Here is a 22,388-nt window from a genome sequence, read left to right as displayed (position 1 = left end):
TTATTCTTTGGCAACATTGTTTACCGGGGCAGCACACATCGGGATAAAAGCCTTGGATATTGAGAAAGCCCTTCGATTTTATAGAGAAGTGCTCGGCTTCAGATTAATACAGCGGATTAGGCCTGGAGAGGCTGAATTGGTTTTCTTGGAATTAGGCAATACTGTTATTGAACTAGTTGAAGTAGTTGATAACCGTACGTTTGAAGATGGAGTTGTCAATCATTTAGCGCTACGGGTAGAAGACATTTTTCAAGCGATTAAACATTTACAAGAACATCATGTTGAGATGCCTTCTGTGGAACCAATGTCCTTGGACGAAGGACGGTATAATTTCTTTTTCCGTGGTCCGAGCGGAGAAAAACTTGAACTTTATCAAGATTGAAGAATGGGATTATAATGTCTGAAAAAAGATATGTAACATTAAATGAACATTTGCGTGAAAGATTTGGTGAAAAAGTCTTTAAAGTTTCCTTAGATGCCGGTTTCACCTGTCCTAATCGGGATGGAACTCTGGGACGAAACGGCTGTATTTATTGCAGTGAACGGGGGTCTGGTGACTTTGCCGGCCGGCAGGAGTTATCAATTCATGATCAGTTCTCTGAAGTAAAGGAACGAATGAAGAAAAAATGGCCGAAGGCTAAGTACTTGGCGTACTTCCAGGCATTTACGAATACCTATGCCCCTATTGAACGGCTGCGGGAGTTGTATGAAGGTTCCCTCAAGGAGGAAGGGGTTGTGGGGCTATCCATCTCAACAAGACCGGACTGCCTTTCTGATGAGGTTATTAATTACTTGGATGAATTAAATCAGCGAACGTATTTATGGGTCGAATTGGGATTGCAATCTATCCATGATCGTACATTGGAGTTCATTGGGCGAGGGCATGATTATGAGCAATTCCTCCGTGGTCTTGAACGATTGCATTCGAGAGGGATTCGAGTATGTGCCCACATTATTCTGGGCCTACCGGGTGAATCAAAAGAAGAAATGATGGAAACGGCCTTGGCGGCTGCTGACCTGCCTCTGCAAGGGCTGAAGATTCATTTGCTTCATGTTTTAAAGGGAACACCTTTAGCCGCTTTTTATGAGGCTCATCCTTTTGACTTGATGACGAAAGAAGATTACGTTTCACTGGTAGTTGATATTTTAGAAATTTTGCCTCCACAGATGATAATTCATCGTTTAACCGGAGATGGCCCTCCTGATGATTTAATTGGGCCGCTTTGGAGCCGCAAAAAATGGGAGGTGCTCAATGCTATTGATGCAAAGCTCATGGAGCGGGATACCTGGCAAGGAAAGAAGGCAAACGAAGGTAATCCTTGAATAATAGAGTACAGACACGATTGCAAAAAAAAGAGGCAACCCGTCAGGGTTACCTTACAGAAGAAAGAGAAGGAGAAAGAGAAAATTTCAAGGACAACTAAGGTTTTAAGGTTGTCTTCAGAAATTTTACAGGAGGAATTTTATACGGAGAAGTTTCTCTTGATTTGATGGTTTGTTTTAGAGATGGGTTATAGCTGGGAGCCAGGTCCAAGTAACGCTGCACATCTGAATTGGTTTTAAGGATTCTCTGCAAAATTTCTTCATTGTTAAGGCGTTCATTCATGGTACATACGCTCCTCTCGCAAAATTCTATTAAATTAAATAAAGGGGAAAATTAAAAGTTCCATTAACACTAAGATTATCTTTAAGGGGTATCGTAATGGATGAGTTTGCCTTCCCAAGTTTTCAGAACGGCATGGTTTTCTTTAAGAGATACTAAATATTGGGGCAGGATAGGGGTTTTGCCTCCGCCCTTAGGAGCATTTATGATATAGGTTGGCACTGCGAGGCCTGACGTATACCCTCTTAAGTGCCTCATAACTGCGAGTCCATCTTGAATTCTTGGTACAAAATGACGTGTTCCCTTGACATTTTTGGCATGAAAAATATAGTAAGGCCGGATTCGTATTTTAAGAAGTTCCTGATTAAGCTTCTTCATAATTTCCGGCTGATGATTAATCCCTTTGAGTAATACAGCCTGATTTCCCAAAACCACACCGGCAGCTATGAGTTTGTCTGCTGCTTTTTTAGCTTCCGCAGTGACTTCCTGGGGATGATTGAACTGAGTATTGATGTAGATCGGCGGATATTTTGCTAAGATTGAACATAAATCATCATTGATGCGCATGGGAAGGGTTACGGGGACTCGAGTACCGAGGCGTTTGATCTCAACATGGGGAATCGAATGAAGTTCACCGAGTAGCCAGTCCAGAGTTTGATTACTCAAAAGCAGGGCATCTCCTCCTGTGATTAAAACGTCCCTTATTTCAGGGTTGGCCCGAATATATCCCAAAGCAGCCTTCAGATCTGCGATTTTAGCGTGGGAATCGGTTTCTCCGATGTTGCGGCGGCGTTGGCAGTGGCGGCAATACATGGCACACATGTTTGTGACATTAATGATTAAACGATCGGGGTATCTCCGAGTAATGCACGGGGCGGGATTGGTAAGAGCTTCTCCCATAGGGTCTTCCTCTCCAAAATCATCACTGAGTTCTGCAAAAGTAGGCAGCCCCTGTAAGCGAATGGGGTCTTGAGCATCGGCAATATCCATTAGGCTAAGATAATAAGGGGATATGGCCCAACGGAAACTTCTTCCTATATGTTTGATTTCTGCACATTGTTCATCGGACAACTGAGGGAATAAGGCGCTTAAAATGTCTGTATTTTGGATACGATGTTTTATTTGCCAGTGCCAATTCTCCCAGTCTTGATCTGATGCCTTAAAATAATTTAAGATGTGATTACGACGTTGTTGAATCAGCACAGCACTTGAAAAACCTGTAGGGATCGAGTGGCATTTTTCAAGATAAGGGGCAATCTTCTGTTTAAGCTCAGTTGCTCGCCGTAGCGAAAATTGACGATTCGTATCCGGCGGATTGTTCAATTGTACGGCCATCAAGATTCCCTCCCTGCAGTATAGAAAGACGATATCGAAGTGTGCTTCGAACTAACAACCTAATACTATCACCAGAGTTGTTAGTTGTCAAGAGCATGATGCCTCCTGAAGTTGGCTATGTTATAATAGATTATATAGTTTAAGGGGTGGAAAGAAGTTGGAACAAGCTCGTTATCAAGAGATAGCCATGGACATTGCTCATGCTATCATGATGGGAGAGTATCACGAAGGAGAAAAAATCCATGGCCGCTCAACATTAGCGGGCCGTTATAACGTTTCTCCGGAAACAGTCCGCAGAGCAATTGCTATTCTGCAAAATGTGGGTGTTGTTATTGTTAACCAAGGGGTAGGAATCACCGTTACCTCGAAAGCAATGGCAGAGAAATTCGTAAGATCGTTTAATCAAAAAGGAGAAATCCAGATCTTTCTCGAAGATCTCAAGAAACTGATGGATCAGAGACGGGAAAATGATCTGAAAATAGAAAGCCATCTCAATAAGCTGCAAGGATACGTAGACCGCATTATGTCGCGCTGGTTAGACGTAGGTGAGATTGAAGTGGGCAAAAAATCTCCAGCTGTCGGGAAAACTTTACGTGAATTAAGGATTCGAGAACGTACAGGGACAACGATAATTGCTGTTGTGCGAGATGGGTTGGAACAGTTTTCCCCCGAAGCGAGCTTTGTCCTGCGCGCCGAGGATGTTTTACTGGCTGCAGGATCAGCAGAAGGACAAATGAGATTACAAGAGTTAATTATGTGATATGGGGTAGAGTCATGTATCCTGGTGTAGATATTATCGAAATTGAACGAGTGGCGAAGGCTTTGGAACGTCAACCCGGATTAACAGAAAGACTTTTTACGAGACAAGAACGAGAAAGTCTAATAGGCAAGGGGATACAAAGCTATGCGGCACGTTTCGCTGCTAAAGAGGCTGTCCTAAAAACATTAGGAACAGGTCTAAGAGGTCTCTCATGGCATGATGTCGAAATTATGACAGAACCAAGCGGCGAGCCTCTTGTCCTTCTTAGTTACAAAGCAATGACTTTGCTTAAGGAAAGAGGGGGTTCGCAAATTAGGGTGAGTTTGTCCCATAACCGAACCCAAGCTATAGCCTTTGCGATCTTGAGTTAGGGTAAAGGGACAAAGGAAAAGCGAGGTGAAAGAAGTGCGCGTGGTCAACACTGAACAAATGCGGCAGATTGAAGAACGGGCTATTCAACAATATGGCATACCAAGTATGCTCTTAATGGAGAACGCAGCTTGGGCTGTTGTGGAGGAAATCCGTCGTTGTCTTGTTCAGAATGAAGGAGATTTGTCTGGCTTAAAAGCGGTAATTTTAGTAGGTAAGGGGAATAACGGTGGAGATGGCTTGGCCGTTGCCCGTCATTTAGTGTTGCAAGGGATGGATGTGACGGTCTTATTATTTGCCGGGACAGAGCAGCTCAAAGGAGATGCTGCTCTTAATTTGCGCCTTTTCCAAGGTACGACAGGTAAACTCTTTGTTATCGAAGGAGAAAAGCAGCGGCTTGTGGCACGTTTTGCTTTGGCTCAAGCTGATGTTATTGTCGATGCTCTTTATGGCATAGGCCTGCGCGGAGCTTTACCGAGTTTGATCGAAGAATATGTTAATGAGGTGAACAATGTTTCGGCCTGTGTAGTGTCCGTCGATATTCCCAGTGGGGTTGAAGCCAATACGGGCAAGGTTTATCGGACAGCTATTCGCGCCCAAATAACAGTTACGTTTGGGCTGCCGAAGTGGGGCCTTTTTTTAGGAGAAGGCCCGAATTATTGCGGACGAGTTGCCGTTGATCCGATTTCTATTCCGGAAGCGTTTCTGGAGGATGAGAGTATTTCTACATATGTTTTAACCGATGATACAATAAGAGAGATGCTTCCCATTCGCCACTTTAAAGGACACAAAGGAACTCATGGTAAAGGTATACTTGTCGCAGGGTCCAAAGGAATGAGCGGTGCAGCTGTTCTGGCCGGGCGGGGTGCTTTGCGCAGCGGCATAGGCTTACTGCAAATCGTTACCCCTCAAGGAATTGCGGAAGATGTAGATGCCAGTATCACAGAGGCGACTGTTTGGCCTGCCCAGGGACAGGATAGTCTTAACGAAGAATCTTGGGAGGCAATAGCAAGGCAGGCAGAAAAGGCTCAGGCCTTGGCTATCGGCCCGGGACTTGCCCAAAATCCTGGATTTGTGCTTGTTCTTGAGGAAATATTAAGAACGATAAGCTGTCCAGTTGTCCTGGATGCCGATGCTTTAAATTTATTGGCAGGAGAACTTAGCCTGATTGAAGTCAGAAATGGACGCGGACCGCTGATACTTACCCCACATCCCGGCGAAATGGCAAGGCTATGTCAATGCACTGTTGCCGATGTCGAGAGCAACCGCTTGGATTTAGCGTTGACAAAAGCTGCTGAGTGGGAAGCCGTTGTGGTACTAAAGGGTTCAGTGACTATTGTTGCTTCACCGGATGGGCGCGCCTTTTTTAACCCAACCGGAAATCCCGGACTTGGGACAGGGGGTACCGGTGATGTTCTTACTGGAAGTATTCTGGCCTGGTTGGCCCAAGGTGTATCACCTCTGGAGGCCGCTTGCTTAGGTGTTTATTTACATGGGAAAGCTGCAGATGATCTGGCCGAAGAGTATGGTTGGTCTGGCTTTTTGGCCTCTGAAGTTGCAGACCAGTTGCCTAAAGTACGGCGCTCTCTAGAATTGAAGCTGGGCTAAAAAGGATAGAGGAGGAGATCAATTATGCGACAGGTTTGGGCTGAAGTGAATTTGCAGGCATTAAAAGAAAATTATTACAAACTTCAGACGTATACACAAAGTGAAATGATGCCCATAGTTAAAGCAGATGCATATGGGCATGGTGCAATTCCGGTGGCGAAGACCCTGATGAGTTGTGGGGCCAAGCGTTTTGGTGTGGCAATTTTGGAAGAGGCCTTAGAATTAAAAGCGGCATTTCCTGAGCTCGATGTTATGGTCATTGGGGCACCGGAAAGTGATCAGTGGGAGGCCTTTGTTAAAGAGGATGTAATACCGGCAATTTTTCATTTGTCCCAGGCACGTGCTCTTTCCGAAGCGGCTGTAAAATTTAATCGCAGGGCAAGATTACATTTAAAAATCGATACGGGAATGGGCCGAATCGGATTTCGAGATACCGATGTTTCTGAAATCATGAAGGTTGCTGCCTTACCCAATTTATTTATTGAAGGTATTTTCACTCACTTCGCAACGTCCGATCAAAAAGATCTGACCTTCGCGAGACAGCAGCTCAAACGATTCCAGCTTCTCTATGATAAGCTTGAAAAGGCGGGATTGAAAATTCCCATTAGACATACTGCTAACAGTGCAGCCATTCTGCAATTTCCGGAGGCTCATTTTGAACTTGTTCGCCCTGGTATAAGTTTATACGGGCTGGTTCCGTCTTCCCAAGTGGGAGGTAATGTCGGCTTAGAACCGGTAATGTCTTGGAAGGCCAAAGTAACTCATGTGAAAAAAATCAAAACCGGGGAAACTGTAAGCTATGGACGCACTTTTCAGGCGGCCTATCCAACAACAGTCGCAACCATTCCCTTGGGATATGCGGATGGACTGAGAAGGGCACTTTCGAATTATGGGGAAATGCTGATTCAAGGGCGCCGCTCAACAATTATCGGCAGGGTTTGCATGGACCAAACCATGCTTGAAGTTACCAAGATTCAGGGCGTAAAAGTTGGTGATGTGGTTACGATTTTGGGGAAAGACGGTTATGAACAAATAACGGCCACGGAGATGGCAGAATGGCTGGGAACAATAAGTTATGAAGTCGTTTGTGGGATTTCCAAGCGAGTCCCGAGAATTTATCTCGATCTCACAGGGAATGATTAGTTAGAGCTTTCACGTAATGATGATGAGGAGAAATTATATGACTAGCAGTAATAAACATAGTACTCATAATAGCTTATTACATTGGAGTAGTTTCAGGTTGAAATTAGTCTATGAAGGATTGGGTATTGGAATCATTACCGGGTTTATCATAGTGCTATACCGATTCCTTCTTGAACGGGCAGGAGTTTTATTAACTCAAATTTATAATGCGATCATTGCCAAACCAGTGCTCCTTCCTGTTTGGGTGGGAGTTCTGATTTTGATTGGCTATATTGTTGGTTTGTTAGTCAAGAATGAACCTATGATAAGCGGGAGTGGTATCCCTCAAGTTGAAGGGGTTTTGTTAAGAAAGCTCTCCATGACCTGGTGGAAAGTTATCATTGGGAAATTCATAGGCGGAGTTTTAGCGATCGGAGCCGGACTTTCTATGGGTCGAGAAGGTCCATCCGTTCAATTAGGGGCGGCTGTCGGACAAGGTTTCAGCAAAGTACTGAAGCGAATTAAAATAGAAGAGAAATATCTAATCACCAGCGGAGCCAGCGCAGGACTTGCAGCGGCCTTCAGTGCGCCTTTGGCAGGTGTTATGTTTGCCTTGGAAGAGGTTCACAAAAACTTCTCCCCCTTAATATTGCTGCCGGCTTTATCTGCGGCCTTATCTGCAGATTTTGTCACGAGCGAATTTTTTGGTTTAAAACCGGTTCTGAATTTTACCAACTTGCACGATTTTCCTTTGCATTATTATTTTTTTATAATAATTTTGGGAATTATTATTGGTGTTTTAGGTGTTGCCTTCAATGTAACTCTGCTCAAGACCCAGGATCTCTATGCCGGGCAACGCTGGCTGCCTAAGACATTTTGGGTCATTATCCCTTTGCTGGTATCCATAGTTTTAGGCTTTTTCCTGCCGCAGGTTTTGGGCGGAGGCCACGAGTTGATTACCGCCCTTGTTGCGCAGGGTAATTTTACGCTGAAACTTTTAGTCGTTCTGATAGTCGCCAAGTTTTTCTTCACAATGATTTGTTATGGATCGGGGGCACCGGGCGGGATTTTTCTTCCGCTTCTTGCGATTGGGGCAATTATAGGAAATATCTATGGGCTGGCTGTTGTCGACCTCTTTCATCTTAATAGCACGTATGTCAATAATTTTATCATTCTTGCTATGGCGGGGTATTTTACTGCTATCGTTAGAGCCCCTATCACAGGGACAATTTTGATTACTGAGATGACGGGATCGTTTACTCATTTGCTTTCCCTATCTGTGGTATGCATAACAGCTTATATCGTAGCAGACTTTTTGGGTTCTAAACCCATTTATGAATCCTTACTTGAAAAGTTCCTGCACAAAGAAGGGCATCACAAAATAATCGGCAATGAAAAAACCAAATCAATCTTAGAATTTGCCGTCTGTATGGGATCTATGTTGGATGGCAAACAAATTAAAGAGATTAAATGGCCGGCTCATTGTTTGCTTGTAGCCGTTAAACGGGGAGAAGAGGAGATTATACCCAAAGGGGACACCGTGATTTACCCAGGTGATTATTTAGTTATTCTGACAAATGATGACAAAGTCTCTAAAATTAATGATGCTTTAAATCCGCTGGTCGGAAGTTGTGAATTGTAATTTAATTAGTGAATGAAAGTTTAAGAAAGTGCAGAAGGCTTACCTCGAAAGTGAGCCTTTTGCCTTTTTCGGAGCAACCTCCTAAACGAAGGTATGCTCTGGGACAAATAGGTATAAAAGGAATTATAATGGCATAATTCCACATAGAAAAACAAAGTTTCAATAAAAATACATAATACATAAAAAATTATGGGTTATTCTAATGACTTGAATATGCTAAAATATAAATTACACTCAGGAAAGGATTGTTATATAGTACTAACAACTTTTCTTAAAACTGTAATGATGCTATTGAACATTTTATGTTAAAATTATTAATTAAATTGAAGTCCATAAAGGGTGGGTATTATGCAAAACTATCGTTTACCAAATAAGCAGGGACTTTATGATCCCGCGTTAGAACATGATGCATGCGGTATGGGATTCGTTGTTAATATCAAAGGGGAGAGGTCTCATACCATCGTTGAAGAGGCTTTAACAGTTCTGGAAAACTTAAGCCACAGAGGGGCAAGCGGTGCCGATGAAAATACCGGCGACGGCGCAGGGATCTTAATCCAGATTCCTCATGATTTCTTCAAAAGAGAATGTGAGGTTCTGGGCTTTGATTTGCCGGCAAAAGGCAGCTACGGCGTAGGTATGATTTTTGCTCATAAATACGAAGACTTTCGAAAAACTCAGATGGAAACCTTTGAAAAGATTGTTTTAGAAGAAGGTCAAAGAATTTTAGGCTGGAGAGAAGTTCCCATCGATATGACGACTATCGGTGAAGGAGCAAAGGCTGTTATGCCTAGATTTATTCAGGTTTTCATAGCTAAGGATTCAGCAATCACGGATCAAATGGATTTTGAACGGAAACTTTACGTTATTAGAAAACGGGCAGAAAAAGTTATCGTTCCGATGTGTGAGGATAAGGGTGGAACGTTTTATATCTCCAGCCTTTCCTCGAAGACCATCGTCTATAAAGGCATGCTTACGGCAGAACAACTTAGAAATTTTTATCTTGATCTTTCGGATCTGGATTTTGCCTCGGCCTTGGCTATGGTCCATTCGCGGTTTAGCACCAATACGTTTCCAAGCTGGGAGAGGGCCCATCCCAATCGGTATCTCGTTCACAACGGAGAAATTAATACCATTCGGGGCAATGTTAACTGGATGAAGGCGAGACAGAAATGTATTGATTCTCCTCTGTTTGACGATCTTTCTAAAGTATTCCCTATTATTGATGAATCTGGCAGTGACTCGGCGATGTTTGACAATAGTCTTGAATTTCTCCATCTCACTGGAAGATCACTGCCTCATTCGGTGATGATGATGATTCCCGAACCGTGGGAGAAGAACGATTTAATGTCTGAGACGAAAAAGGATTTTTACAGGTTTAATGACTTCCTTATGGAACCCTGGGATGGTCCGGCTGCGATGGCGTTTACGGATGGTGTTGTTGTTGGCGGTGTTCTGGATAGAAACGGTCTTCGGCCTTCACGTTATTACGTAACAAATGATGATAAGGTAGTCCTGGCTTCTGAAGTGGGAGTCATAGACATTAAACCTGAAAATGTTAAATATAAAGGCCGCCTGGAACCGGGAAAGATGCTGCTTATTGATACAGAAGCGAAAAGAATTATCTCGGATGAAGAAATTAAAAGCAGTGTGGCGTCTTTACATTCATATAAAGAATGGAATGAACGTCATATCGTTCGGCTCAGCGATTTGCCTGTTGTAAAGACAGAGGAAGAAAAGGTATCGGAGAACCTGATTAAACTCCAGAAAGCTTTCGGCTATACCTTTGAGGATCTTACCAAAACTATGGAGCCTATGGCGATACAAGGCGTTGATCCCGTGGGGGCAATGGGCATGGATTCTCCTCTGGCGGTGTTATCTGAGAAACCGCAAATGTTATATTTTTATTTCAAACAACTGTTTGCTCAGGTTACTAATCCTCCAATTGACGGTATCCGAGAAGAGATTATTACTTCCGGCAGTATTCTTCTTGGGGATACAGGAAACCTATTGGATCCGGACCAAAGAAACTCTGCCAGCCTGGCCTTGGAACACCCCATCTTAACCAATGAACAGTTAAATACAATTAAGGCTCTTAATAATGACAAGTTAAAAGCAGTAACCATTTCAATATTATATAATGTTTCCGAGGGCTCAAAAGCTATGGAAAAGGCTTTGGATAAAGTCTTCCGGAAAGCCGATCAAGCGATCAGTGAAGGAGCTAATATTATTATTCTCTCTGACCGAGGGGTTAGTAAAGAATTTGCTGCTATTCCTGCTCTTTTAGCGTCCTCCGGACTTCACCATCATATGATTCGCAAAGAAATAAGGACTAATATCGGTATTGTCCTTGAATCAGGTGAACCCAGGGAAGTTCATCATTTCTGTACTCTTATTGGCTATGGTGTTACGGCCATTAACCCCTATCTCGCCTACGAGACTCTTAAGGATCTTGCTGAGAGAGGTTTATTGGATGGACTGAGTTATGAAGAAGCTAAAAAGAACTATATCAAGGCTTCTGTCAAGGGTATTCTCAAAGTCCTTACCAAGATGGGCATTTCTACGATGCGAAGTTATCACGGCGCTCAGATTTTTGAGGCAGTGGGTCTGAGAAAGGATCTTATCGAAAAGTATTTCACATCCACTCCTTCAAGAGTTGAAGGAATTGGTTTGGAAGAAATTGCTTTAGAAAATCAGATGCGGCATGAAAGTGCTTATCTTGAAAACTCCCCTTACACGGACACTCTCGAAGTTGGCGGGTACTTCCAGTGCAAGGATGATGGAGAAATCCATCTTTACAACCCGGAAACAATCTATACGCTTCAGAAAGCATGCCGGGAAGGGAACTACTCTCTCTATAAGGATTTCTCGAAAAAGATTACTGAAGAGGGAATTTATACCTTAAGAAATCTCCTTGACTTTAAAGTAAATTCTGGAGATACAATTCCTGTTGAAGAAGTAGAATCTATTGATTCCATTGTCAAAAGGTTTAAGACCGGGGCGATGTCCTACGGTTCTATCAGCAAAGAAGCACACGAATGTTTAGCCATTGCCATGAATAGGCTGGGCGGGAAAAGCAACACCGGTGAGGGCGGAGAGGATCTCGAACGGTTTACGATGATGCCTAATGGCGACTCCAAGAACAGTGCTATCAAACAGGTTGCCTCAGGACGTTTCGGTGTGACCAGCAACTATCTTGCTAATGCTAAAGAAATTCAGATAAAAATGGCTCAGGGAGCTAAACCCGGTGAAGGCGGCCAGCTTCCGGGACGAAAGGTTTATCCGGAGATAGCCAAAGTCAGACATTCTACGCCGGGTGTTGATCTTATTTCACCGCCGCCCCATCATGATATTTATTCTATCGAAGATTTGGCTGAGCTGATCCATGATTTGAAGAATGCCAACAAAGAGGCACGAATTAGTGTCAAGCTTGTTTCGGAAGTTGGCGTTGGAACTATTGCTGCCGGGGTGGCAAAAGGAAAAGCAGACGTCATTCTGATCAGCGGTTATGATGGAGGGACGGGAGCTTCACCAAGAACCAGCATCAAAAATGCAGGTCTTCCCTGGGAACTGGGATTGGCTGAGACTCATCAAACCTTAGTACTCAATAAGCTGAGAGACAGGGTAGTTGTTGAAACTGACGGCAAGCTGCTTACAGGCAGGGATGTTGTGATCGCTGCGATGCTTGGGGCCGAAGAATATGGATTTTCGACGACACCTCTTATCGCTATCGGATGTGTCATGATGAGGGTGTGCAATCTTAACACCTGTCCCGTCGGAATCGCTACTCAGGATAAAACATTAAGGAAGAACTTTAATGGTAAGCCTGAATACGTTGAGAACTTTATGCGGTTTGTTGCTCAAGAAATGCGTGAAATTATGGCGAAATTAGGATTTAGGACTGTCGACGAAATGGTCGGACGCACGGACAGACTAAAGACCAAAGAGATTATAAAAAATTGGAAAGCCGCTAATCTTGATTTGTCTCAAATTCTTTATCAACCCTATGCCGGGGCTGATGTCGGCCGGTTTAATACTCAAAAGCAGAATCATATGCTGGAGAAATCGCTGGATATTAAAAAGCTCCTCAGAATGTGCAAACCTGCGTTGGAAAACCAGAAACCGATTCGGGCGAAATTGAAAATCAATAATGTAGACCGGGTTGTCGGAACCATTGTTGGAAGTGAAATCTCCAAGAGATATGGTGAAAACGGGCTGCCGGAAGACACAATCAAATTAACCTTTGTGGGTTCGGCCGGTCAAAGCTTTGGAGCATTTATTCCTAAGGGTATGTCCTTAGAGTTGGAGGGAGATGCCAACGACTATTTAGGCAAAGGACTTTCCGGCGGTAAAATTATCGTCTATCCCCCCAAAGCGTCAAACTTCCAGCCTGAAGAAAACATCTTGATCGGCAATGTGGCCTTATATGGAGCTACTTCGGGAGAAGCCTATATCAATGGGATTGCCGGGGAAAGGTTCTGTGTAAGAAACAGCGGGGTTAAAGCAGTTGTTGAGGGAGTAGGCGATCATGGCTGTGAATATATGACAGGCGGTAAAGTCGTTATCCTGGGTAAAACAGGAAGGAACCTTGCGGCAGGGATGTCCGGCGGGGTAGCATATATTCTGGACTTTGACGAAATATACTGTAATAAATCGATGGTGTTACTGGAAACGATCGAATCTGAGGAAGAAATGCATGAAATCAAGAGCATGATTGAAAAACATGTTGAGTACACCGGCAGCCCCTTAGGCAAGAACATTCTTCTGGATTGGACAGGTTATGCTCAGAGATTCACCAAAGTAATACCTAAAGATTACAAACGTATGCTTCAAAACATTGATAAGGCTCACAAGGCGGGCTTAAGCGGTGAAGAAGCCTTGATGGCAGCGTTCGAAGAACATTTTAAAAATTAAAGGACTATATGATTAAGGTGGGACTTACAATGGGAAAAGCGACTGGGTTTTTAGAGTATGAAAGAATAAATCCAAAAAAACGTTCTCCTGAAGATAGAATTAAAGACTGGGAGGAAATGCGGCTTCATCAGGACTCTGAGGTTATTAAAACTCAGGGAGCGAGATGTATGAATTGCGGAGTCCCTTTCTGTCAGGGTGGAGTTCTGCTCAACGGAATGGCTTCAGGGTGCCCTTTGCATAATCTTATTCCTGAGTGGAATGAGCTGGTTTATAAAGGTCAATGGGAAGAGGCATATAAAAGACTGACGCGCACCAGCCCTTTCCCGGAATTCACCTCAAGAGTCTGCCCGGCACCTTGCGAAGGCGCTTGCACAGAAGGCTATATTCTGGAACCTGTGACCGTTAATAGTATTGAGTATGAAATTATTGAAAGGGCTTTCGCAGAAGGATGGGTTCGTCCCAAAAACGCTAAAAAGACAGGAAAGAAGATTGCCATTGTCGGCTCAGGCCCGTCAGGGATGTCGGCAGCCTATTATTTAAATGCTGTTGGACATGATGTAACCGTCTATGAAAGGAACGACAGGGCCGGCGGACTGATGATGTATGGCATTCCCAATATGAAGCTTGATAAACGAGTCGTGGAACGGCGTCTTGAGTTGATGAAGGCTTCGGGAATTCAATTTATTTTGAATACTGAGGTGGGCAAGGATATCCCTGCTCAGGAACTAGTGAACCAATATGATGCGGTTATACTCTGTGCCGGAGCTACCAAAGCACGGGGACTCAATGTTGAGGGCAATGATTTAAAGGGAGTTTACTATGCGGTAGATTTCCTGAAAGCAAATACCAAGAGTCTTCTTGATTCCAAGCTCCAAGACGGCAGTTATATAAACGCTAAAGACAAAGATGTTATTATCATTGGCGGAGGGGATACAGGGACCGACTGTGTGGCCACCTCCCTGCGACACGGCTGCAAGAGTGTTCAGCAATTTGAAATTATGCCTGAACCTCCTGAAAAACGTAGAGAAGCATCAAATCCATGGCCGGAATGGCCGCTTAAGCTTAAAGTTGATTACGGTCAGGAAGAGGCCATAAATCTCTATGGAAAGGACCCTAGAAATTATCTCATTTCGACTAAAAAAATCGTTGGGAATGAGAATGGAGAAGTCAAAGAGGTTCATACTGTAGAGATCACCTGGGTTAAGAATGATTCTGGAAGAATGGTGCCTCAGGAAGTGCCAGGCAGTGAGAAAGTGTGGAAAGCTGACATCGTACTTCTGGCTATGGGCTTTTTGGGTCCGGAAGATACCATTCCCGCCGAACTTAAACTGGAGAGAGATTCCAGGAGTAATATAAAAGCGGATTACGAAGTTTTTGAGACGAATGTAGAGAAGGTCTTTACCGCAGGTGATATGAGAAGAGGTCAGAGTCTCATTGTTTGGGCAATCCAGGAAGGTAAGCTTGCTGCTCGAGAAGTTGATAAATATCTCATGGGCAAAAGTGTTATCTAGGCGATTTCATTTTCCAACAAGCATCCGTGTGGCCGCGGACTATTAATTATTCAATAATATTTTCCCCCAGACTGAAAATTAGTTTGGGGGATTTTTGTCCGGTTTTTAAGCCCCCCACTTCTATAAGTGGGGGTGGGTCCTTCGTTAACTTCAGGTGGGGTAGAGTCCCCATCTGAAGCCCCGATGTTCAGCTTTAGCTGAACGAGTTCACTGTAGATTTATAGATTCATAAATCCTCACCTTGAATAATAGAAATAGAAGATTTGGGATTACAAGGTGCTTATCTTACTGATGAGTCTTTGAGGGGAAAGAGGAGGTAACGGCGAATGAATTATGTTATTGTGGGAAATTCGGCGGCGGCTATCGGAACTGTTGAAGGGATTCGCAGCGCCGATACAAATGGTAGGATTACATTAATTTCGGACGAGTCTTACCATACATATTCACGGCCTCTGATTTCCCTTTATCTTTCCGAAAAGCTGCCTGTTTCTAAAACGTATTATCGCCCCAAGGATTATTATCAGCGGTTGGATCTTGCCCCCAGGCTTGGTGAACGAGTTAGCACGTTAAAACTTGAAGATAAACTTGTAGTTCTGGAATCGAGAGAAACTATTCCTTATGATCGCTTGATGCTGGCTACTGGCGGAAAACCCATCATGCCTAAAATACCTGGCTGTGATTTAAAAGGCGTGCATACTTTTATTAAATGGGATGACGTCCTGGGCTTGGAAAAAGCATTGGCACCGGGAAAACGAATTGCAGTTATCGGTGCAGGACTGACAGGCTTGAAGGCTGCAGAGGCTTTAATCAAGTGTGGGGTTGATGTTACAGTGGTCGAACTTGCCGGTCAGGTTTTAAACACCGTTCTAGATGAGCCCGCTGCCTATCTCGTTCAAAAAAAGTTAGAAGACCATGGAATAAAGTTCTTTCTTCATACCATAATTACGGGAATTATAGGAAGGAAAGGGAAGGTGCTGGGAGTATCTTTTCAAGATGGAACAACTCTTAAATGCGGGCAAGTTGTCTTTGCCCTTGGGGTAAGTCCAAATATTGATTTAGTTAAAGATACACAGATTCAAGTTAACCGTGGAATACTTGTGGATGAGCATATGGCAACGAGTGTGGCAGATGTTTATGCTGCCGGTAATGTTGCCGAAGGATATGATACTATTTATCGGCAGCGGAGGGTATTCCCTATATTAGCCAATGCTTATAAGCAAGGCTTTAATGCCGGTTTGAATATGAGCGGCAGCGTTAGATCCTATTGCGGCAGTTTTACGATGAATTCCATTGGCTTTTTTGATTTGCCTATGATCACTGCCGGCATTTTGAAACCTGGAGGAGAAGAGTTTGTTGAATTAATAGAGTCTACATCTCCCGAGAATTATCGTAAAGCCATTTTAAGGGAGGGAAGAATTGTTGGGTATACAGCCTTAAATAAGGTAAACGGTGCCGGGAGCATTTTAGAACTCATGGAAAAGGAAATAGATGTTAGTAATTTTCAGGAACAATTGTTTAATGAAAATTTTGACCTGGTTAATTTTCTTAAAGAAGATCAAAGAGAAACGTTATAAATAAAGAGTCACATTTGTTTTGAGTAAATAAGGTTTTTACCGGTATAAAACTCTTAGCTGACACATAAGTTCTGGCAAGGGGGGAGTGTCATGGCCTCTTTGGATCTGACAACTTGGATGAGTTATGCTTTTTTCATGCTTTGCCTGATACTTGGCTGGAGTGCTGCTGGAGTCCTGGATTATGACGGAATCTTACGCCGTTCGACGTCCCGATTCAGGAGAATTCTCTTAAGATTTGGCGTGACTTTGGTGCTTGCTGAAGGATTTCGCTTGTTTCTCAGTTTCGTTTTGGGCCCATTGTTAGATATGTTAGTGAATCAGAGTATTAATGGTTTTAAAGCGTTTTAAGCTGCTAATATATATATAAAAGAAATACAAAATATACAATAATATATTGATACATAACACATAAACATAAAACACATAGAACTATAAATACATAAAGCCTAAAAGCAGGCTGCATAGTAATCGTAGTTATATTATAGTTATATTGTTTGTTGAGAAACGAGGGAATTGCAACAAACTCATTTTTGTTTGTTGCGATTCCCTTTTTACACTATCGGACCTCTATCGTTAAGCGGCATCACTGATCTATGGAAAATGCATTTTCCTGAGCAGAAAGTATGACTTTAGGTTGTATACGTTCTATATTACGAAGCCCTGATGTTTAGCTTTAACTGAACAAGTTCACTGAAAATGTTTGCCGGGATATCATTTTGGTTGATAATACAAATAAGCGTGCTAAAATGAATAGGACAACAATTAAAGGAGTAACTATGAAACGGACATGGCGTTTTTGGGTTGCCTTGTGGGTAGGTAAACTCATCACAATAGGTTTGCAAGTCAGCGGAAAAAAAGGAACAACATTACCAGGAAAAATTGCCCAGAAGATTGCCCCGGAGATTATGAAACATTTATCCGCCTCCTATACGGAAGGAATCGTGATCATCACCGGTACTAATGGTAAAACAACTACGGCTAATCTATTAGCGAGTATTTTGCGCGAGGCGGGGAAATCCTTTGCCTTTAATCAAGCCGGAGCAAATCTTGTTACAGGTATTACCGGCGCTTTGCTGCAGAACACTCAATGGAATGGTTCCTCAAGCACCAAGCTCGCTTTGTTAGAGGTTGATGAGGCCACTGTGCCTAAGTTCTGTGAACAAGTAACTCCCAGTTTGGCAATTGTGACAAATTTCTTTCGTGATCAGCTTGATCGATATGGTGAATTGGATACTACTGTGCATTTGGTAAAGGAATCATTATCTCCAGAAACCCTGCTCATTCTTAATGCCGATGATCCACTAGTGGCTCAATTTGGATCGGGTTCTGCGCGAACCTGCTTTTATGGTGTTGAATCAACACCTGATAGTTGTCTTGAGAGTCATGAAACCAGGGAAGCTAAGTTTTGTCCCGCGTGTGGTATTGAACTTAAGTATTCCCTCTTTCATTATGGGCAGTTGGGAATCTATCACTGCCAGGGGTGCGGATTTCATCGCCCTGAGCCTAATGTTTTAGCGCAAAATGTATTTGCCGAGGACGATCTGCTAAACTTTCAGGTGGATGCTGCTGCCTTTTCTACCTCTTTGCAAGGTTATTATAATCTCTATAATGCATTAGCCGCGTTAACTGCAGCGCGCCAGCTTGGAATAGAGGATGGTCTGATTGCTAAAGGATTACGAGAGTTTATTCCTCAAGCCGGGCGTATGGAACGCTTCGGCCTCACGGGAGGAGAGGTTACCTTAACTCTTGTTAAAAATCCAACAGGGTTTAACCAAGTTATTCAAACGATTCTTAGTGCGGACAAACCATTAAGGATTATGATAGGAATTAATGATTTAGCAGCTGATGGCCGGGATATCTCTTGGCTTTGGGATGTTGACTTTGAACGATTAGGAACGCGGGAGGAACGGATACAACATATAATTTGCAGTGGACTTCGCGCAGAAGATATGGCCCTGCGGCTTAAATATGCGGGAATTCCTGAAGAGAAACTTGTAATTGAACATTCCTTACCTGCGGCTGTCAATTTGCTGCAGCAAGGCCGTCAGGGAGATGAGACAGTTTTCATATTGCCTACATACACCTTGCTTTTTACTTTGCGTGAATTATTGGCCGAACAACAGCAGAAAGCGGGCTTGACAGTTATTGAGGACAGAACCCGGAAGGAGGGGGCCAGAACATGAAGCTAACGATTTGTCATCTTTATCCGGATTTGCTCGATCTTTATGGAGACCGAGGTAATATTTTAGCCTTAGCTGCACGCTGTCGTTGGCGAGGGATTGAACCCGAAATCCAAAAAGTTTCCTTAAGAGAAAGCCTTGATTTTACGGGGATGGATATTCTTTTTCTCGGAGGCGGCTCAGACCGGGAACAAAGTATACTGGTGCAGGATTTAATGCGCAGAGAAAATGATCTGCGCCAAGCAATTGAAAATGGCCTGGTAGTTTTAGGTATTTGTGGCGGATATCAAATGCTGGGGAACTATTATCAAATGGCCAGTGGAGAGAAAATTCCCGGATTAGGAATACTTGATCTTTGGACAATTGCCGGTACTAAACGTTTAATTGGAAATGTTGTTGCTGAATTACACCCAACCACTTTAAAAATTGACTCAGAGGACAATTTTGTCCGGAATAATTCTGAGCTTAAATTAAGGACATTAGTCGGTTTTGAAAACCACTCAGGTAAAACGTATCTCGGCAAAGGGGTTAGCCCATTGGGAAAAGTTTCGGTAGGACACGGCAACAATGATCAGGATGGGACGGAAGGGGTTCGATACCGTAATGTTTTCGGTACCTATTTGCACGGTCCTCTCTTGCCGAAGAATCCACATCTTACGGATCTTTTACTGCAGCTTGCCCTGATCAGACGAGGTTTCGACAGTTGCTTGACAGAACTTGATGATTATTTGGAAACCCTTGCCCATAAAACGGTGGTTAATAAGCTTTTGAAGCAAGCATAGATTTCGGCTGTTCATCGATTTTGAACAAAAATGAGTATATCAAGCATGCTATACTGGTATACTATCTATAGATTCAATGATTTATTAGCAAAAATTGCTTAATGTCATGGTTTACCATAATTTACATGCCAAAATGGTTCTATTTTCGCGGTGATTTGGCTTAATTACTCTTCAAGTTCGTTGACACTTTTTTGTATTATTGTCTATAATAGAGTATAGCTTTGGCTAAAAGACTTGGGGGTGCTAATGTGGCAGAGAGTAAGCGGATTATGATCAGTTTGCCGGAGAGTTTGCTTGCAGAAGTGGACGGGATCGTCACGGTGGAGAAACGTAATCGCAGTGAATTTATCCGAGAAGCACTCAACAGCATTCTTCATGAACGTCGAAAAAAAGGAATTCAGGAACAAATGCGCAAAGGTTATATCGAAATGGCGCAGTTGAATCTGTCAATAGCAAGAGAACTGTTCTCAACGGAACAAGAAGTGTTAGAGTACTATGAAGAATCGATGGTGGAGTGTCGGAGATGATCATAAAGCGCGGGGAAATTTATTACGCAGAACTTAACCCCGTTGTCGGCTCTGAACAGGGAGGAACTCGTCCGGTCCTCGTGATTCAAAACGACATAGGGAATCAATTCAGCCCGACCACAATAATTGCAGCGATCACATCACAAATAGCAAAGGCAAAGTTACCTACACATGTTGAAGTAAGAGCTCGGCGCAGTGGTCTAGAGCGAGACTCCGTCATTCTTACCGAACAAATCCGAACCATCGATAAAAGTCGCCTGAAGGAGAAAGTGACAGTTCTCGATGAAGAAGTGATGCTTAGGGTGGATCAAGCCATTGAGATTAGTCTAGGGTTGGCTGATATATAGAAAATTGTTTTTGAACACGAGGCAGCGTAGCGGCGATGAACCGACGCTGTTTTTGTATTCTTAGAGGGGAGATTAAGAATAATGGGAAGACAACGACCTGTGATAGGAATTACTGCTGCACATTATTCTGAAGAATTAAAGACGTTTCCGCGGGCCTTTTATGTTGAAAGCATTCGAAACGCTGGAGGAACTCCGATTATTCTGCCGCCGGTTCAGAATGGTGAAGAAAGCCGAGAGGTTTTAGATTTTATTGATGGTTTGTTATTAACAGGTGGAGGGGACATTTCTCCTGCTTATTTAAAAGAAAATCCTCAGCGAGGAGTTGGAGCTTGCTTTCCTGAAAGGGATTTTAGCGAGCTGCTGCTGACGGAAGTGGCTTTGCAGCTGGATTTGCCTCTTTTAGGAATTTGCCGAGGGATTCAGGTTTTAGCAGTTGCGGCCGGGGGGAGAATCTATCAGGATATTCCAAGTCAGTATCCGGAAGCAATCCAACATAAACAAACTGCGCCCCGTCAATACACATGGCATAGTATTGAAGTAAAGCAAACGTCTTTGCTTTTTACGCTGTTGAAAGATACGGGCATCGATGTCAATAGTCTCCATCACCAAGCCGTCCGTGAGATTCCTCCAGGCTTTCAGGTCAATGCCCAGGCGGTAGATGGTATCATTGAGGGAATTGAAAAGACAGATGCCAAATTTTGCCTGGGGGTTCAGTGGCATCCAGAAAGTATGCCCGGAGCTGAGAAACATAGTCGTGCTCTATTCTGCGGATTTATTGAAGCATGTATTGCCGAATAGGGATTTATTTAAAAGAGATAAGCTTATGACGTATTTTTCAAAAATGAGAGAGGGAAGCACTGCTTCCCTCTCTCATTTTTGAAAAATACCTGGCAAACAAGCTATTAGCTTGCCGTCCATAGCAGGCATTTTTCCCATTTTCGGATGCGTTTTAGAACGCAAACTCAATGTCAGCTCTTGCATAGTTTAAAGCAGATTTGTTACATTGTCAAACGAATTTTTATTCATAAGAAATTCACAAGTTTTTCACGAGAATATCGTATTATACGTTTAAACTTAAGTCATAGAAAATGCAGAATATCCCTAAGTCTTAAAAGCAAAGAGTCTAACAAATTCTGAGGAGGTCTGAAAACCAGGGAAAATATTTTAAAAAGGCTTAGTTGTTAAAGAAGGAAAATTGGGCAAGATAAAATCGAGACTAAATGTTCATAGGTTCCAGTTTAAACATGGCTTAGGCCTAAAATATAAAGTAAAGGGGGATTAACGATGTTTGGCTTAATAATTTTATTGATTATTGCTTATTTTATCTATAAAGAATCACATTCCGGAGAGTTGTTTGGGGGGCATCATCCTGCCCATACCCGTAATCCTTTGGATATCTTGGATGAACGCTACGCACGCGGCGAGATTAATCGAGAGGAGTATTTTGAACGTAAAGCAGGGCTAAGCGGGCGCAAACAAACTGTTTCTCTTGAAAAGACCAATCAGGAATAAGATTTCGAGTTCGTATGGTAAATAATCACATTTTTAATGTGCTAAATTTGAAGGAGGAATTTACATGATGAGTGGTTGGGGACGCATGATGGGCGGTTGGGGTAATGGTGGTTATGGTTACGGAGGCTATGGCGGTTATGGCGGCTACGGGATGGGGATGATGGGCTTTTTTATGCCTTTGATATTTGGAATCGTTATTATTTTACTGGCTGTCTATCTCTTCCGGCGCAGTAGGTCAAGAGTCCAGTCACAAGGATTTAGCACCCATAATAGCGCTCTGGATATACTGCGTGAACGTTATGCACGAGGAGAGATTGATTCCACCGAATTCCAAAGCAGAAAACAAGATCTGGAAAGCCGTTAGGTTCGGGTTAGTATTACCATTATCATGGCACTAAACAAGAAACCATTTAACAAAAAGAAGTCTCCTATAACAAATCGGCCTGCTGATGGACAATCATTGGCAGACCGATTTGTTATTCTGTCAGAAATGATAACCTTCGGTAAAATGCTTTCCTCTGGCCGAAGTGCAACCAACGGTTCACCTTCGCTAAGGCTTAGAGAAGCAGAACTTTCTTTACAGGTTCAAAAGTTGTGGTAATACG

At 43.1% G+C, this 22,388-nt stretch carries 20 protein-coding genes; 18 read left to right on the top strand and 2 right to left on the bottom strand.

The window, feature by feature from the left end; genetic code table 11:
* The first annotated feature begins 7 nt into the window (after positions 1–7).
* Both B5Y67_RS19020 and B5Y67_RS19015 read left to right on the top strand, forming a co-directional pair.
* Positions 8–382 (top strand): VOC family protein, encoded by a 375-nt coding sequence (locus B5Y67_RS19020; protein WP_242976043.1) that lies wholly within the window; start codon positions 8–10, stop codon positions 380–382.
* A 14-nt stretch (positions 383–396) separates the two neighbouring features.
* Complete coding sequence (locus tag B5Y67_RS19015) at positions 397–1,323, top strand: TIGR01212 family radical SAM protein (protein WP_088227994.1); 927 nt, start codon at positions 397–399, stop codon at positions 1,321–1,323.
* A gap of 97 nt (positions 1,324–1,420) precedes the next feature.
* Here the strand turns inward: B5Y67_RS19015 and B5Y67_RS19010 are convergent, their stop codons facing one another.
* Together B5Y67_RS19010 and eam are read right to left on the bottom strand one after the other, a co-directional pair.
* Entirely contained in the window at positions 1,421–1,606 is a 186-nt protein-coding gene (locus tag B5Y67_RS19010; protein WP_088227993.1) for a hypothetical protein, read from the bottom strand.
* Positions 1,607–1,687: 81 nt separating this feature from the next.
* Positions 1,688–2,938 carry a glutamate 2,3-aminomutase gene (gene eam, locus B5Y67_RS19005; RefSeq protein ID WP_088227992.1) on the bottom strand — a complete coding sequence of 417 codons (1,251 nt, stop codon included), beginning with the start codon at positions 2,936–2,938 and terminating at the stop codon, positions 1,688–1,690.
* Between the two features lie 157 nt (positions 2,939–3,095).
* Between eam and B5Y67_RS19000 the strand changes: the two genes are divergently transcribed.
* From B5Y67_RS19000 to B5Y67_RS18925, 16 genes are all read left to right on the top strand, one after another.
* Positions 3,096–3,698 carry a TrkA C-terminal domain-containing protein gene (locus B5Y67_RS19000; protein ID WP_088227991.1) on the top strand — a complete coding sequence of 201 codons (603 nt, stop codon included), beginning with the start codon at positions 3,096–3,098 and terminating at the stop codon, positions 3,696–3,698.
* Between the two features lie 14 nt (positions 3,699–3,712).
* The gene (locus B5Y67_RS18995) at positions 3,713–4,069 is read left to right on the top strand and encodes a holo-ACP synthase (protein WP_088228410.1); all 357 of its coding nucleotides are present in this window, start codon (positions 3,713–3,715) and stop codon (positions 4,067–4,069) included.
* 34 nt (positions 4,070–4,103) lie between these two features.
* Complete coding sequence (locus B5Y67_RS18990; protein WP_088228409.1) at positions 4,104–5,675, top strand: NAD(P)H-hydrate dehydratase; 1,572 nt, start codon at positions 4,104–4,106, stop codon at positions 5,673–5,675.
* A gap of 24 nt (positions 5,676–5,699) precedes the next feature.
* Positions 5,700–6,818 (top strand): alanine racemase, encoded by a 1,119-nt coding sequence (gene alr / locus B5Y67_RS18985; protein ID WP_088227990.1) that lies wholly within the window; start codon positions 5,700–5,702, stop codon positions 6,816–6,818.
* Between the two features lie 37 nt (positions 6,819–6,855).
* Positions 6,856–8,439 carry a ClC family H(+)/Cl(-) exchange transporter gene (locus tag B5Y67_RS18980; RefSeq protein ID WP_088227989.1) on the top strand — a complete coding sequence of 528 codons (1,584 nt, stop codon included), beginning with the start codon at positions 6,856–6,858 and terminating at the stop codon, positions 8,437–8,439.
* A gap of 348 nt (positions 8,440–8,787) precedes the next feature.
* A complete protein-coding gene (gene gltB / locus B5Y67_RS18975; RefSeq protein ID WP_088227988.1) occupies positions 8,788–13,350 on the top strand; it encodes a glutamate synthase large subunit in 4,563 nt (1,520 codons plus the stop codon).
* Positions 13,351–13,379: 29 nt separating this feature from the next.
* Positions 13,380–14,861 (top strand): glutamate synthase subunit beta, encoded by a 1,482-nt coding sequence (locus B5Y67_RS18970; protein WP_088227987.1) that lies wholly within the window; start codon positions 13,380–13,382, stop codon positions 14,859–14,861.
* A gap of 326 nt (positions 14,862–15,187) precedes the next feature.
* Entirely contained in the window at positions 15,188–16,435 is a 1,248-nt protein-coding gene (locus B5Y67_RS18965) for an FAD-dependent oxidoreductase (protein ID WP_088227986.1), read from the top strand.
* A 90-nt stretch (positions 16,436–16,525) separates the two neighbouring features.
* On the top strand, positions 16,526–16,783 hold the full coding sequence (locus B5Y67_RS18960) for a hypothetical protein (RefSeq protein WP_088227985.1): 258 nt from the start codon (positions 16,526–16,528) through the stop codon (positions 16,781–16,783).
* Between the two features lie 428 nt (positions 16,784–17,211).
* Positions 17,212–18,618, top strand: a complete 1,407-nt coding sequence (locus tag B5Y67_RS18955; RefSeq protein ID WP_088227984.1) for a Mur ligase family protein — start codon at positions 17,212–17,214, stop codon at positions 18,616–18,618.
* On the top strand, positions 18,615–19,397 hold the full coding sequence (locus B5Y67_RS18950; RefSeq protein ID WP_088227983.1) for a glutamine amidotransferase: 783 nt from the start codon (positions 18,615–18,617) through the stop codon (positions 19,395–19,397). The genes B5Y67_RS18955 and B5Y67_RS18950 overlap by 4 nt, the downstream gene beginning before the upstream one ends.
* 248 nt (positions 19,398–19,645) lie before the next feature.
* The gene (locus B5Y67_RS18945) at positions 19,646–19,924 is read left to right on the top strand and encodes a ribbon-helix-helix protein, CopG family (RefSeq protein ID WP_047810879.1); all 279 of its coding nucleotides are present in this window, start codon (positions 19,646–19,648) and stop codon (positions 19,922–19,924) included.
* Positions 19,921–20,271 carry a type II toxin-antitoxin system PemK/MazF family toxin gene (locus B5Y67_RS18940; RefSeq protein ID WP_014825820.1) on the top strand — a complete coding sequence of 117 codons (351 nt, stop codon included), beginning with the start codon at positions 19,921–19,923 and terminating at the stop codon, positions 20,269–20,271. Before B5Y67_RS18945 ends, B5Y67_RS18940 begins: the two co-directional genes overlap by 4 nt.
* An 81-nt stretch (positions 20,272–20,352) precedes the next feature.
* A complete protein-coding gene (locus B5Y67_RS18935) occupies positions 20,353–21,069 on the top strand; it encodes a gamma-glutamyl-gamma-aminobutyrate hydrolase family protein (RefSeq protein ID WP_088227982.1) in 717 nt (238 codons plus the stop codon).
* 486 nt (positions 21,070–21,555) lie between these two features.
* Positions 21,556–21,783 carry an SHOCT domain-containing protein gene (locus tag B5Y67_RS18930; RefSeq protein WP_088227981.1) on the top strand — a complete coding sequence of 76 codons (228 nt, stop codon included), beginning with the start codon at positions 21,556–21,558 and terminating at the stop codon, positions 21,781–21,783.
* 64 nt (positions 21,784–21,847) lie between these two features.
* Positions 21,848–22,147, top strand: a complete 300-nt coding sequence (locus B5Y67_RS18925; protein ID WP_242976042.1) for an SHOCT domain-containing protein — start codon at positions 21,848–21,850, stop codon at positions 22,145–22,147.
* Positions 22,148–22,388 lie beyond the last annotated feature (241 nt).

Source organism: Desulfosporosinus sp. FKB (assembly GCF_002196705.1).
Classification (GTDB): Bacteria; Bacillota; Desulfitobacteriia; order Desulfitobacteriales; family Desulfitobacteriaceae; genus Desulfosporosinus.
Note: the sequence above shows the minus strand (reverse complement) of the source record. Positions and strands in the feature narration are given on the sequence as shown.

Excerpts from the sequence above, each read along its gene's own strand:
- eam (WP_088227992.1), bottom strand. The coding sequence starts at position 2,938 with ATGGCCGTACAATTGAACAATCCGCCGGATACGAATCGTCAATTTTCG.
- B5Y67_RS18995 (WP_088228410.1), top strand. The coding sequence starts at position 3,713 with ATGTATCCTGGTGTAGATATTATCGAAATTGAACGAGTGGCGAAGGCT.
- B5Y67_RS19015 (WP_088227994.1), top strand. The coding sequence starts at position 397 with ATGTCTGAAAAAAGATATGTAACATTAAATGAACATTTGCGTGAAAGA.
- B5Y67_RS18965 (WP_088227986.1), top strand. The coding sequence starts at position 15,188 with ATGAATTATGTTATTGTGGGAAATTCGGCGGCGGCTATCGGAACTGTT.
- B5Y67_RS18925 (WP_242976042.1), top strand. The coding sequence starts at position 21,848 with ATGATGAGTGGTTGGGGACGCATGATGGGCGGTTGGGGTAATGGTGGT.
- gltB (WP_088227988.1), top strand. The coding sequence starts at position 8,788 with ATGCAAAACTATCGTTTACCAAATAAGCAGGGACTTTATGATCCCGCG.
- B5Y67_RS18960 (WP_088227985.1), top strand. The coding sequence starts at position 16,526 with ATGGCCTCTTTGGATCTGACAACTTGGATGAGTTATGCTTTTTTCATG.
- B5Y67_RS18955 (WP_088227984.1), top strand. The coding sequence starts at position 17,212 with ATGAAACGGACATGGCGTTTTTGGGTTGCCTTGTGGGTAGGTAAACTC.
- B5Y67_RS18980 (WP_088227989.1), top strand. The coding sequence starts at position 6,856 with ATGACTAGCAGTAATAAACATAGTACTCATAATAGCTTATTACATTGG.
- B5Y67_RS18935 (WP_088227982.1), top strand. The coding sequence starts at position 20,353 with ATGGGAAGACAACGACCTGTGATAGGAATTACTGCTGCACATTATTCT.
- B5Y67_RS18930 (WP_088227981.1), top strand. The coding sequence starts at position 21,556 with ATGTTTGGCTTAATAATTTTATTGATTATTGCTTATTTTATCTATAAA.
- B5Y67_RS18950 (WP_088227983.1), top strand. The coding sequence starts at position 18,615 with ATGAAGCTAACGATTTGTCATCTTTATCCGGATTTGCTCGATCTTTAT.
- B5Y67_RS19010 (WP_088227993.1), bottom strand. The coding sequence starts at position 1,606 with ATGAATGAACGCCTTAACAATGAAGAAATTTTGCAGAGAATCCTTAAA.
- alr (WP_088227990.1), top strand. The coding sequence starts at position 5,700 with ATGCGACAGGTTTGGGCTGAAGTGAATTTGCAGGCATTAAAAGAAAAT.
- B5Y67_RS18940 (WP_014825820.1), top strand. The coding sequence starts at position 19,921 with ATGATCATAAAGCGCGGGGAAATTTATTACGCAGAACTTAACCCCGTT.
- B5Y67_RS18970 (WP_088227987.1), top strand. The coding sequence starts at position 13,380 with ATGGGAAAAGCGACTGGGTTTTTAGAGTATGAAAGAATAAATCCAAAA.